This window comes from Ruegeria sp. L11, from assembly GCF_056531755.1.
Genome location: NZ_JBQFMI010000029.1, coordinates 1 through 10,456 on the forward strand (window position 1 = coordinate 1; position 10,456 = coordinate 10,456).

The window sequence follows — 10,456 nt, forward strand, 5'->3', positions numbered from 1 at the left end:
GAGATGGGTCTAATCAAAGCCGACCAAGCCCCACCCCTGTTTCCGATGTTTCGAGCCGCCCAATAGCGGTAGATCAAACGGCTGCATTGTCTGCAATCTGTGAGTTCGGCAGTTTCAGGATATTTATGTCCGTAGCGAATGGCCGGTCTGGTGAAGCCGCACTGCGGCACCAGTGACTGCGATGAATGTCTCTTATGGGCCGATGGCTACTGTGGCCAGTTCGCACTGGAATGGCCTCGAAAGCCGAGACACGAACTTCATTCGTTAACTTTTGGCTTCCAATTGGCTTGTTTCATAGCGTCACCTAATTCCAACCCGTATTCCGGGTTCGCGAACAGTCTCTGGAACAAAATATCCACCCGACTGTTAGGCCACTCACGCGAGAGTTTGTCCGACAAGGCCTGAGCTTCACTTTCGTTACCCAGCATCTGATGAGCCGCCATCAGATAGGCAACAGACACAGGACCGACGGGGCCGCCCTTTTCTGCCACCTGCTCAAAGGCGGAAACGGCACCTTCGAAATCTTTCAGATGAAACTTTGCAGACCCCATCGCGTTCTGAAACACATAACCCCGGTCCAAATCGATTTTCGACAGTGCATCTTCGCTAATCGCCACGACTTGTTCGAACTCACCTGAATACAACAGGATCAGTGACACGAACTCCAACACATGTACGTCGTTTGGTGCCAAACGCTGTGCCCTGTACGAAAACTCCATAGCTTCCGGCCAATTTCCTTTGGTAAATTCGACCCAGGCCTTTGCAGATTGGCTCCACCCCGTTTCAGGTGCCAATTCAATCGCCCTGTTTGCCTGTGTGCCCGCGTAACGCAGCAGGTCCCCGGTCGGATCAGCGTCCGGTGTAACCAGCGCTATTGTTGCGGCAACCTGCGCGGCCCCTGCATGGCCTCCAAAATAGCTGTCGTCGTTTTCAATTGCCCCCTTGAATATGGTTAAGGCCGCGTCAAGACGCGCAGGTTCCAAGGCCGGAAAGATCAGATCACGACCAGTATTGGCCAGATTTACAGCCTGAAGACGCATAGGGGATGCATCAAAAATTGCGCTGCGCTCAGCTTGGCTCAGGCTATCGACTGGCAGGCTGACTGGAACCCTTCGACTTGTCGAAATTAACGCAATTGCCGCAGCAACAAAGATAATAAGGAAAACCCCTGCAATCCCAATGAATCGGCGTGGCCAAGTATACGTCTTGGTTTCTCTCTCGGGTATTTCGGGCTGATCCGTCCCGGACGACCTAATCGATATCTCAGGTGCGTATCCGCCTTTAGGCAGATCGAAAACAGTGACTTCATCGCGGCCATCTTCGACATAATATTCGGCCAGCTTGCGACGCAGGCGACCAGCATCCACCCGCACCACATTTTCTCGACGCGCCATCTCGGACATGCTCGCGCCGTAGACATCCATGGCGATAGTTTTGGCACGAATGTCTTCGGCTCGATCGTTGAGCGATTCCTCGACGACGTAGATAAGAAAATCCTGCAGTCGCTGTGATCCAGCGAAAGTCTGGGACCCGACAAGTCGCTGAAGCGCGGCCCGCACATCTTTGGCGTCAGGCGTTCTGCCATCACTAATAATAGTCGATGCGCTTTTGGATAGTTCCATTTTTTCAGCAAGTTACATCTCTGATTATACCGTATTATGCCCCGATAAACCTTTTGTGAGAAGTGAATTCGGAGAACACTCCCCTAAGCCTGCTGATCCATCGAACGAGCTCCGAAATGAAAGGTATCGTCCTTGATACCCTGTTTCCTGACCAAAGAGCCGCAATTGCGGACTTACGGCGTGAAGACATTACTTTCGATGAAATTTGCCGGGACTATCTGCTTCTCAGTGACGAGTACCTTGCCTTGAACACTGAGTCCGGAAGCCAATCGCTCAATATTGCCTGCGACATCCGCGAAACGCTGAAAGGTCTTCAGGAAGAAATTGCTCAATCGCTGCGGCGTGCAGGGAAGATGTAATTCAAATAGGGGAAGGGATACCGATGGGATCAATACTGAAACAAGCCTCAGCCATGGTGCTGATGGCAAGCGCAAGCTTTGCGCAGGATGCGCCGATAATTCATGATGGAGAGTTTGAGTTTCTACGCGCACAGTTTGGCGAGCAATGGGACGCTCAAGACACAGAAATCGAAGCGAAGCTCGGCGAGATACGGGACGCCAATGGTGGCAAGCCACCCAATATTCTTTACATTCTGATCGACGATGTCAGCTTCGGTCAGATGGGCAACCGGACAATGAACTACGTTACCGGTTTCGATACGCCCAATATCAACGACTTTGCCAAAGAAGGCATGTCTTTGATGAGGATGTATACTGAGCCATCCTGTACGCCGACACGAACGGCGATGCTGACCGGTCGTCACCCCGTGCGTGCGGGCGTTGAAGAAGTCAAGGTTGCCCTGGTTGGCGAAGGTCTTGCGGCTGAAGAAGTCACGATTGCCGAGATACTGAAGGAAGAGGGATACAACACTGCGCATGTTGGGAAATGGCATCAGGGCGATATTGAACAGGCCTACCCACATAATCAGGGATTCGACTGGGCGGCCTTTCCGTTGCATCAGCAGGTACAGCTTAGCCTGATGACGCGGGATGCAATGGTCGCCAACAACATGCTTGGTTACCATCCATCGGGGCAGTCCAACCAGTTTCAGTTGGACGAGCGGTTCAAACCTTACGGTCTGGTAACTGGCGTCGAAGGTGAAACGGGAGCCCTGGCCCGCGAAGTCGATATGGCGCCGGGCGAAGAATGGACCCAGGCGAAATACGAGGAAATGAATTTGCGCTATCAGCGTCAAGCTTTGGAGCAGCTAGAGCGGTTGGCTTCGCAGGACGCGCCATTCTTTATGCAATACTGGCCGCTCTATCCTCTGAACTTTGCCTATCCTGATCAGGCTGTATCTCGCAACGGCGGCTTCCATGCGGACAAATTGCAAGTTCTGGACGGTTGGATCGGCGAGGTTCTGGCCAGACTGGATGAAACCGGCAAGGCAGATAATACTGTCGTTATGATCATGGCTGACAATGGTTTGATGTACCACTACGAAGGAACGTCCGGCCTGAACCAACTGATTTATCGCGGCGGCAAGACACAGCATCTCGAAGGCGGAGTTAGAACCGATGCATTCATCCGTTGGCCCGGTGCTATCGAAGCGGGCAGTGCAGCAGGTGACATCGTTCATGTCTCGGATCTGTTTTCCACATTTGCCCGGATCGCAGGCGCGACAGACCGCATTCCACGCGACCGAGTGATTGACGGCATTGATCAGACAGCATTGTTGCTTGAGGGAGAAGGCAATTCGCGCCGCGACTACGTCTATGTTTACGAGGGGCCAGTATTGCGCTCGGTGGTCAAGCAAGAGTTCAAGATGCACCTGCCGGCCCCAGGCCAACCTGGCGCGGCGGCCCCTGTCTTCAATGTCTATCGCGATCCACGTGAAGAACATCCGCTTGTCGGGTATTCGCTGTGGTCCGGGGCGTCTTTCCAGGACATGTTGAAGCGCCACCAGAAATCCATCGAAAAGCACCCTCACAAACCGCTCGGCAAGGGCGTCCCCTATGAGGGAATTGAAAATCTCAGGCCCGAAAGCGAATTGGCCCGAGAAGTCTTTTCTAGCTGGCAATGACGAACTTGAGACGGCGGTGCCGAGACGCCGCCGTCTGACTGGTCGCATGAATTTTTCCAAGGTGTACTATGACCCGCATCTCGCTTCATCTGACAGTTTTAACCTTGGCGTTGCTCGTGATGGCTTCTGCCACCAAAGCCGAAGAAAATGCGTCAAATCCGCTAGCGGCGGTTAACAACACGGACATTCGCTATCAGTATTTCGATCTGGAAGGGGGGGCAGACCGTCAGGACATGTTCATTGATGGTGCATACATGCTGCGCCCCGATCTGAAGCTAAAATACGAGCTACACTACAATTCGACTGATGCGACTGGAGAGAGGTTCAATGGGTTCGAAAAAACCAGCTTCAAGATGATCTACTTTCCTTCCCAAAACCCCTTAAATGACACATGGACCGTCAAATCCGCGCTTGGTTTGGAGTGGATACTTGATTTCGGCGACCCCGACGAAGGCATTGGCACCGGGTCTGATCAAATTGCTCCGTTCGGAGGGTTCGCCTTTGCAAACACAAACAGTGGGCTAACACTGATCCCTCTGATCCAGCATTTCGCATCGTATAATGGCCCAACCGATGTCAGCCAAACTGCAATGCGCCTGATTGCGCTTCAACCGTTTGGTGATGGGTATTGGGTCAAAGCAGATATCAAAGCGCCCTACGATTGGGAGAATGATGTCTGGCCAGCGACGGCCGAATTCCAGATCGGAAAAAACCTCAGCCCCGGAGTTGCTCTCTACGCAGATGTGCTGATCGGGATCGGCGCGGATCGTCCCTATGACCAGGGTGCCGGGATCGGTCTCAGATTCAATTACTGACTACAGCCGGACGACAAGGATACAATAGCTATGCCCGATGCCCTCAAACTCAGTACCATGGCGTTCGCGACAGGCTTTCTGACGCTGCCTGTTCTTGCGCATGCCCAGTCGCTGCCTGCGCCCGGTCAGGACGAAATCGGCTGGCGTCATGGCGCATCGTTCTATTTGTTCACGCCCTTAAGAACCACCGGAACATCGACCGTGGCCGGACAATCCGCCGATCTGGATCTGGACCTTGGAGACGTGCTGGATGTGCTCGATTTCGCGGCGGCTGGTCGATATGAGGCATGGAAGGGTGATTTCGGGATCATTTTCGACGCCAACTACGTCGGTATCAAGCAGGATACCACACTGCCTAGCCCACTGGGTGCCGAACTTAGCGTCGATGTTCGTCAAAAGTGGTTTGGTATTTTGGCGGCCTACCGTGTCGCGGATGGCGTATATGGTTCAAACAACCAGCGCTATGCAATCGATCTACAAGGCGGTCTGAGATACAACTCAATCCGCCAGGAAATCGACATAGCCACTCCGGGCCCGGGAAATCCGCCTGTTTTTGGTGGCGATCAGGATTGGATAGAACCTGTAATCGGCGCGCGCGGTATGTGGCGCCTAAATGAGCAATGGACTGGGATCGCTTCTTTGGAGTTGGGCGGTTTCGGCGCTGGTGGAAATGACCTTCAAATCGGGGCGAATGTTGGTTTTGATTACCAACCCTGGGAGAAAACTGCCCTCACATTCGGGTATCGGTACTTCAGCGTCGATTATAGCGACACGCTGAGCTCCGGTGACTTTGCCTATGACGTGGACCAACACGGCCCCTACTTCGGTATCAAGTACTTATTCTAGGGAGTAGTGTGTGTCATTGATCATGGCCAAGTTTTGACGGCAATCGGTCCTTGCGTTGTGCCCTTGTTGCGTCGTTAAAGCTGTATGAGGAGGAGAAGATGCTACGTGCCAAACTATTCGTGGGAATTACGATAGCTGGATTTATGCACCTATCAGCGGAGCATTCCGCACATGCCCAGAATCTACTGGACAAAGTCACAGAGGGCATCTCGGGTGCAGCCAAAAAGGTTGGGGATGTCACAGGGACTGCAGGCGAAGCTGTCCTTGACGCCACTGGAAGCCCAACCGCGTCTGAGATCAACAGCGGCGTGAATGTAGCGCTTGAACTGCTCTATGCGAGTTCACCTGAAGCCAAAGAACTGTCAGAGAAATCGATATCGATCCTGGTGTTCCCGAAGATTACCAAGGGTGGCCTGATGATTGGCGGTCAATTTGGTGAGGGAGCGATGCGAGAAAATGACAGCACGATCGGATACTACAGCATCGCAGGCGCTTCATACGGGTTTCAAGCAGGCGTACAGCAATTCTCCTATGCCATGTTTTTCCTGGATGATGCAGCGCTGGAATACTTCCGCAGCAACGATGGTTGGGAAGCAGGCACGGGCCCGACTCTGGTTGGTGGCGACCAGGGGTGGTCTGCTTCGATGGGAACAAATGACCTGCAGGGAGATATCGTGCCAATCGTGTTCGGGCAAGAAGGCCTGATGGCTGGAACAAGTCTTCAAGGGACGAAAATCACCAAAATCGACAAGTGAAAGTAGCACAATTTGTGTCGGGTGTAGTTTTGCAACGCTTCATTTGATGTGCTGAGCGACCCTCAGAACGTAAAAATGAAATCGACATTCACGATCTGGAGCCAATTGTCGCCTTTCTCACGCGATCCCCAACGGCGGGCTTTTTAGATTTGCGCTTGCAACGAATGGCTGGAATGCGGGCTGCGGCTGCGGCATCTTGAATGCTCGGCGAAGGTCCGAATTGGGCCGCCCTTGAAGGCGACCCGAGGTTGCTAGATTTCAATGGCCTCGGCGATTGCTAGCGCGTCCTCAATCTCGACGCCCAGGTATCGGACTGTGCTGTCCATCTTGGTGTGCCCAAGCAGAAGCTGAACCGCCCGCAAATTGCCAGTCTTCTTGTAGATTTGGGTCACCTTTGTTCGCCTCATCGAATGCGTGCCATATGCGCTCGCCTCTAGACCGATCGATGTCACCCAATCTCGGACGATCCGCGCATACTGGCGTGTCGAGATGTGAAGACGCTCATGGAAGCGGCCCGGCCAAAGGTACTCAGAGCCGACCATGAGTTCATCCTCCATCCACTTCTCGACCGAGGCTCTGGTGCCTTCGGAAATTTCAAAGCGCACCGGTTTTTGCGTTTTGCTTTGCAGCACGGAAGCCCGTTCTTTGATCTCGCCAGATGCCATAATGTCGACGACTTTCATCTTCACTAGATCACAGCCACGCAGCTTGCTGTCGATCGCCATGTTGAACAGCGCGAGGTCGCGATGGTTTTCTGCCAATTCAAGTCGGACACGGATTGCCCAGACATGCTTTGGCTTCAGCGGCCGTTTTTGACCGACGATACGGCCTTTGTTCCATGCAGGGCGAAGTGCGCGAATGGCTGGTAGATTTGGTGTTTCCATGACTGATCCTCCGATCCGCCATGCCCTCCACAACGACAACCCGACGTTGACGAGGCACCATATCATTGGATTGCTGCGCTTCCTTCGAGGTCGGCAGTGAGCCCCATACTGTGAGTTTGATTTCTACACTTCGTGCGCGCGCAGCTCGGATAATGCCGCACAGGCGTAAAACTCTACGCTGATGTGCTGTGGGATAACCAGTCATTGGTGTGGCCTGCGGCGAAGTTGGAGATTTTAATTCACAAAGGGCGCAAGGAAGCCACCGTTCGCGTAGTCTCGGGCAACGTCGGCGCTCTGCCATCATTCCGCTAACAGCCTGTTCATCAAAATCGGACCCTGAAGGTTTCGGATCGTGCATTTGTGATCCAGCCTTAGCCTTCTATTTGTGACTAACTAACAGCGCGATCAGTGTTGCGAATAATACTTCTCCTCGACCTTTCGAAAATTTGAATTTTGGCTGCTGATTTTGACAGGGGTCAATTGTTGGCCTTAAGTTGCTTCAAGTGCGGTAACGTTAATTTTCGGTTTCAAAGGTATCAATATGATTGTCTTTGGTAGTTCGGATTACATACCTCGGTATTGGCAATCCCGCTCGTCCGGCCAGGGACGTGTCTAGTGGCAAATGATCCACCAACAACCGGTGATGGTCCCAGCATTCGCCGTAAACTCGCGGCAATATTTGCTGCTGATGTTGCCGAATTCAGCCGACTGATAGCATTAGATGAGGAAGCCACATTACTACGACTTGCAGACCACCGCCGGTCTATGGATGCCATTATCGCGAAACACGGTGGTCGTATCGCCAACACTGCGGGCGACAGTGTCTTAGCTGAGTTCGAGAGCTCGGTGGAAGCAGTACGAAGCGCCGTCGAGGTTCAGGAAGCGTTGCGCTCGAAAAACCAAGGAATACCGGGAGACCAGGTCCTTCTTTTTCGGATTGGCATCAATGTCGGCGATGTGATCGCTCAAGGCGACGATCTTCTGGGGGATGGCGTCAACGTTGCGGCACGGCTTGAAGCGTTGGCCGAACCCGGTGGGATTTGCCTTTCGAGTCAGGTGCGCGAACAGATTGATGGAATATTGACCCTTGAATTCGTCTCGATGGGCAGACAGCGTCTAAAGAACATTCCAAAACCTGTGGAGGCCTACAAGGTCGCCGGAGGCAACGGCGAGATGTCGCGGCTGATCAGTGCCTCTAACATCGTTGGTCGCAAGAGCGTGGCGGCGACAATTCTGATAGTGGCGTTTATCGGGTTGGCAGGCTTGGGTGTCGCGTACAAGAATTGGCAAGCGACGGAAACTGAGGCTACGCCTATATCTCCGGTCATTGGCGAGGCTTACAACCAACGGGACCTGGACGACTGGGCAGTAAGGTCGGCCGCAACGAGAAAAGTTCTTGAGAGAGCCTCTTTTGAAGGGCACGGCTATGCACTGGTGCATGCTTGGGGGATAAAATGGATGGAGGCCGAGGCCGAGGCACGTGCGATGGGTGGATACCTCGCTGCAATTGGATCGCAAGCTGAGAACGATTTTCTCGTGGATCTGGCGGCACTACAGGATGACGTGTGGCGAAAGCAGGACGAAGGTAGTCGATGGCAGCGTTTTGGACCTTGGATAGGGTTTGTTCAAAGTGACCGGGCAAAAGAGCCTGACGAGGGTTGGGGATGGTCTAACGGCGAACCCGTTGTTTTCACAAACTGGTTCCGCCACCAGCCGGACAACTATGATGGCGTTGAGCACTTTGGAAGATTTCGGCAGTTTTCTGATCAGCCAGGAATCAAGTGGGACGATGCGAGGGCGGTTTCTACTGCCCGCGGGTACTTAGTGGAGTTCGACAGTCCACCTAGTAGTGATTGAGTTTCTCGCGGGCTATTGATGATCCCTTGACATTCGCGCTTCGCCAAACAGCGTTTTTACAACGCTTTGCGAAAGCCGACCACGATCCCCAATCGAGCTTTCGGCGACCCGCCTTGTCCGTCCTTCTCCATCCCTCAATATCGCCCATAGATGCAGTCCGAATGGATTCCGATTTGAGTTCCGTAGTAGGGCTTTCGATCTACTCGACGCAGGGCCTTGTCCAAGGCACGCACTTCGTTTGACGCGCCCGAACTCGGAAAATGACTGAGATAAAGTGGAACCCACGCCAAGTGAGTGCCCCAACCAGTCGCTCGGAAAATGCTACGTGCCTGTGTATCTGCGCCAGTCGTTGTTTCGAGCTTACCAGAACCAATCTGAGTGACCCGCACTGCGTGATATGCAATTGCCTGATGCAGGGACGTTTTGCCCCAATTTTTGGAAAAGATATCAATCCCGTTTCTATACAAAACAATGCCTGCGTGAACAATTTGGTGCATGACCTCGTTGTTAACTCTGATTTTGGTGTCAATTTCAGGCCCAGAACGTAGCTTTCTCAAAACGGATTTCACTTGGTTGTAGCCTTTTGAGAACTGGTTTTTGTCACCAATCGCCGCGCCCCAGATAAGCCTTGCAGTTCCGATTGCCGCCTTATGATCAGGGCTGTTGGCCCGCTGTGTGGAATTTTTTAAGAGTTTTTGGACCCACGCATTTATCTCACCTATTTCTTGAGGTGAGATTGCACCCGCTACGCGCAATTGGGCTACTGCGTAGGCCGTCGATTCTACAACAATGGTACTGACAAACGACGGGCTCGAACCGCCAGATCCTTCGAAGTCCAATTTGGTGAATGCCCCACTCTTCGCGGCGTTCAACAACCTCTCCCGCATGGCCTGGCTTCCGCCGCGACCAGCGGCAATGGCGTTTATTCCACGCGCGTTTCTATCAATGTATTCAATCGCGCTGCCTTTTGGATATGGCCATTTGTGACCTTGAATGACCTTGCTGTGCTGCTCGGGTCCGACAATCCCGATGTGGCCACTACATTTACTGCGGCTTACAAAAGATCCTGTCCACAGCTGTTGAGCGTTAACTGAGGTCCAAAGCATCGATCCGAAAATCACGAAGGTCATCCGCATCAAAAATTTGCCATTCATTATCATCGCTTACCACTTTCCCCTGAGCTTCCCTACGCCTCTCAAATTCTGCGGCCACTCCAAAATTATAGCAAGTTGTTCGCGAATGAATGGAATGGCAGTGTCTCACTGCGAAGACGAATGGCGGCTATTTTAGCCAGGTTCTTCATACCCCAGTGCTGTGCGGCGAAAAGGTAATCTGGAATTGCTGGCAGTTCGTCCGAATGAATGGCTGCTTTGGTGACTGAGACCGCGATGCAGCAAAAATCCTGTCGCGTATGCGAACCGATGCTGCGTCAACAAAAGTCAAAATTCGAAAGCCCAATTTGTCCCGCGTTGTGTGAGTTCGAGCGCCCTCTGTTTTTGCACTCGCAGCGAATGGCAGGTCTGACGGGCCGCGCCGCAGCATCCGACGCCCAAGTGGACGGCATCTGTGGGTGGCTCCTGCATTGCAAGAACTTTTTGGTGATGTTTGCGGGTATTTTGTCAGTACCTTCGTCTGTCCGGCCTGTTTGCGTGGC

Annotated in this window: 10 protein-coding genes; 7 read left to right on the top strand and 3 right to left on the bottom strand. The window is 53.0% G+C overall.

Translation table 11 applies throughout. The annotated features are described in order from the left end of the window. Window positions 1–257 precede the first annotated feature (257 nt). The gene (locus tag ACR0CE_RS20100) at window positions 258–1,622 is read right to left on the bottom strand and encodes a tetratricopeptide repeat protein (RefSeq protein ID WP_480833563.1); all 1,365 of its coding nucleotides are present in this window, start codon (window positions 1,620–1,622) and stop codon (window positions 258–260) included. Window positions 1,623–1,738: 116 nt separating this feature from the next. Here ACR0CE_RS20100 and ACR0CE_RS20105 point away from each other — a divergent pair, with 116 nt between their 5' ends. The 5 genes from ACR0CE_RS20105 (at window position 1,739) to ACR0CE_RS20125 (ending at window position 6,061) form a co-directional block, all read left to right on the top strand. Beyond that, window positions 1,739–1,981 carry a hypothetical protein gene (locus ACR0CE_RS20105; RefSeq protein ID WP_480833564.1) on the top strand — a complete coding sequence of 81 codons (243 nt, stop codon included), beginning with the start codon at window positions 1,739–1,741 and terminating at the stop codon, window positions 1,979–1,981. A 23-nt stretch (window positions 1,982–2,004) separates the two neighbouring features. Continuing rightward, window positions 2,005–3,645 carry a sulfatase-like hydrolase/transferase gene (locus ACR0CE_RS20110; RefSeq protein ID WP_480833565.1) on the top strand — a complete coding sequence of 547 codons (1,641 nt, stop codon included), beginning with the start codon at window positions 2,005–2,007 and terminating at the stop codon, window positions 3,643–3,645. Between the two features lie 119 nt (window positions 3,646–3,764). Beyond that, complete coding sequence (locus ACR0CE_RS20115; RefSeq protein ID WP_480833566.1) at window positions 3,765–4,460, top strand: hypothetical protein; 696 nt, start codon at window positions 3,765–3,767, stop codon at window positions 4,458–4,460. Between the two features lie 30 nt (window positions 4,461–4,490). Continuing rightward, window positions 4,491–5,306, top strand: a complete 816-nt coding sequence (locus ACR0CE_RS20120) for a hypothetical protein (protein ID WP_480833567.1) — start codon at window positions 4,491–4,493, stop codon at window positions 5,304–5,306. A gap of 98 nt (window positions 5,307–5,404) precedes the next feature. Then, the gene (locus tag ACR0CE_RS20125) at window positions 5,405–6,061 is read left to right on the top strand and encodes a lipid-binding SYLF domain-containing protein (protein WP_480833568.1); all 657 of its coding nucleotides are present in this window, start codon (window positions 5,405–5,407) and stop codon (window positions 6,059–6,061) included. A gap of 251 nt (window positions 6,062–6,312) precedes the next feature. Here the strand turns inward: ACR0CE_RS20125 and ACR0CE_RS20130 are convergent, their stop codons facing one another. Next, window positions 6,313–6,945, bottom strand: a complete 633-nt coding sequence (locus tag ACR0CE_RS20130) for a tyrosine-type recombinase/integrase (protein WP_480833569.1) — start codon at window positions 6,943–6,945, stop codon at window positions 6,313–6,315. A gap of 615 nt (window positions 6,946–7,560) precedes the next feature. Here ACR0CE_RS20130 and ACR0CE_RS20135 point away from each other — a divergent pair. Next, on the top strand, window positions 7,561–8,802 hold the full coding sequence (locus ACR0CE_RS20135; protein ID WP_480833570.1) for an adenylate/guanylate cyclase domain-containing protein: 1,242 nt from the start codon (window positions 7,561–7,563) through the stop codon (window positions 8,800–8,802). Between the two features lie 134 nt (window positions 8,803–8,936). Here ACR0CE_RS20135 and ACR0CE_RS20140 read toward each other — a convergent pair whose 3' ends face one another. Further along, a complete protein-coding gene (locus ACR0CE_RS20140; protein ID WP_480833571.1) occupies window positions 8,937–9,932 on the bottom strand; it encodes a hypothetical protein in 996 nt (331 codons plus the stop codon). A 243-nt stretch (window positions 9,933–10,175) separates the two neighbouring features. Here ACR0CE_RS20140 and ACR0CE_RS20145 point away from each other — a divergent pair. Next, the coding region (locus ACR0CE_RS20145; RefSeq protein WP_480833572.1) for a hypothetical protein at window positions 10,176–10,456 on the top strand (281 nt) is incomplete at its 3' end.

Bases quoted from the DNA above. Each gene is read 5' to 3' on its own strand.
- ACR0CE_RS20100 (WP_480833563.1), bottom strand. From the start codon at position 1,622: ATGGAACTATCCAAAAGCGCATCGACTATTATTAGTGATGGCAGAACG.
- ACR0CE_RS20105 (WP_480833564.1), top strand. From the start codon at position 1,739: ATGAAAGGTATCGTCCTTGATACCCTGTTTCCTGACCAAAGAGCCGCA.
- ACR0CE_RS20110 (WP_480833565.1), top strand. From the start codon at position 2,005: ATGGGATCAATACTGAAACAAGCCTCAGCCATGGTGCTGATGGCAAGC.
- ACR0CE_RS20115 (WP_480833566.1), top strand. From the start codon at position 3,765: ATGGCTTCTGCCACCAAAGCCGAAGAAAATGCGTCAAATCCGCTAGCG.
- ACR0CE_RS20120 (WP_480833567.1), top strand. From the start codon at position 4,491: ATGCCCGATGCCCTCAAACTCAGTACCATGGCGTTCGCGACAGGCTTT.
- ACR0CE_RS20125 (WP_480833568.1), top strand. From the start codon at position 5,405: ATGCTACGTGCCAAACTATTCGTGGGAATTACGATAGCTGGATTTATG.
- ACR0CE_RS20130 (WP_480833569.1), bottom strand. From the start codon at position 6,945: ATGGAAACACCAAATCTACCAGCCATTCGCGCACTTCGCCCTGCATGG.
- ACR0CE_RS20140 (WP_480833571.1), bottom strand. From the start codon at position 9,932: ATGACCTTCGTGATTTTCGGATCGATGCTTTGGACCTCAGTTAACGCT.